At 39.2% G+C, this 543-nt stretch carries 2 protein-coding genes; both read left to right on the forward strand.

The features are described from left to right. A partial coding sequence (locus tag ACY3FQ_RS17895; protein ID WP_489774580.1) for a class I SAM-dependent methyltransferase occupies positions 1–362 on the forward strand: 362 nt, incomplete at its 5' end. Beyond that, positions 355–543 (forward strand): hypothetical protein (locus ACY3FQ_RS17900; RefSeq protein WP_489774581.1); only part of this gene is annotated, 189 nt, incomplete at its 3' end. The genes ACY3FQ_RS17895 and ACY3FQ_RS17900, both read left to right, overlap by 8 nt.

The following is a 543-nucleotide window of genomic DNA, read 5'->3' on the forward strand; positions in this document are numbered from 1 at the left end:
CTCTTGAGGTGTCGCCAGATATTGAAATGGATTTTCGAGCAATGCCATTCAAAGATGGTCAATTCAATTTAGTTGTATTTGATCCACCACATTTGATCAAAGCAGGAAAAGAAAGCTGGTTAGCTTTGAAGTATGGAAAGCTGAAAGAAAACTGGCAGGCAGATATTCAAAAAGGATTTGAGGAATGTTTCCGTGTGTTGGCCAACGGTGGTGTGCTTATTTTCAAGTGGAATGAAACACAAATTAAAGTCAGTGAAATTTTAGCTTTAACAGATCAAAAGCCTGTGTTCGGACATATCAGTGGTAAGCGTGCGAATACTCACTGGATCACTTTCATGAAAATGGAGATGAGATATGAATGAGGAACTCTTAGAACTACTTTCGCGCTTTGGTCTAATCCCATTGGATTGGGTTAGTGCCAGCCAGTTTTCAGCACTAACAGGCATTAATGAAGAGAAACTGACCCACCGCCGCAAAAATTGGCAAGAAGATCTTGTTTGGACAAAACAAGATGGAAATATCTACTACTCAATTAAAGGTTTT

Source organism: Acinetobacter sp. AB03 (assembly GCF_058107045.1).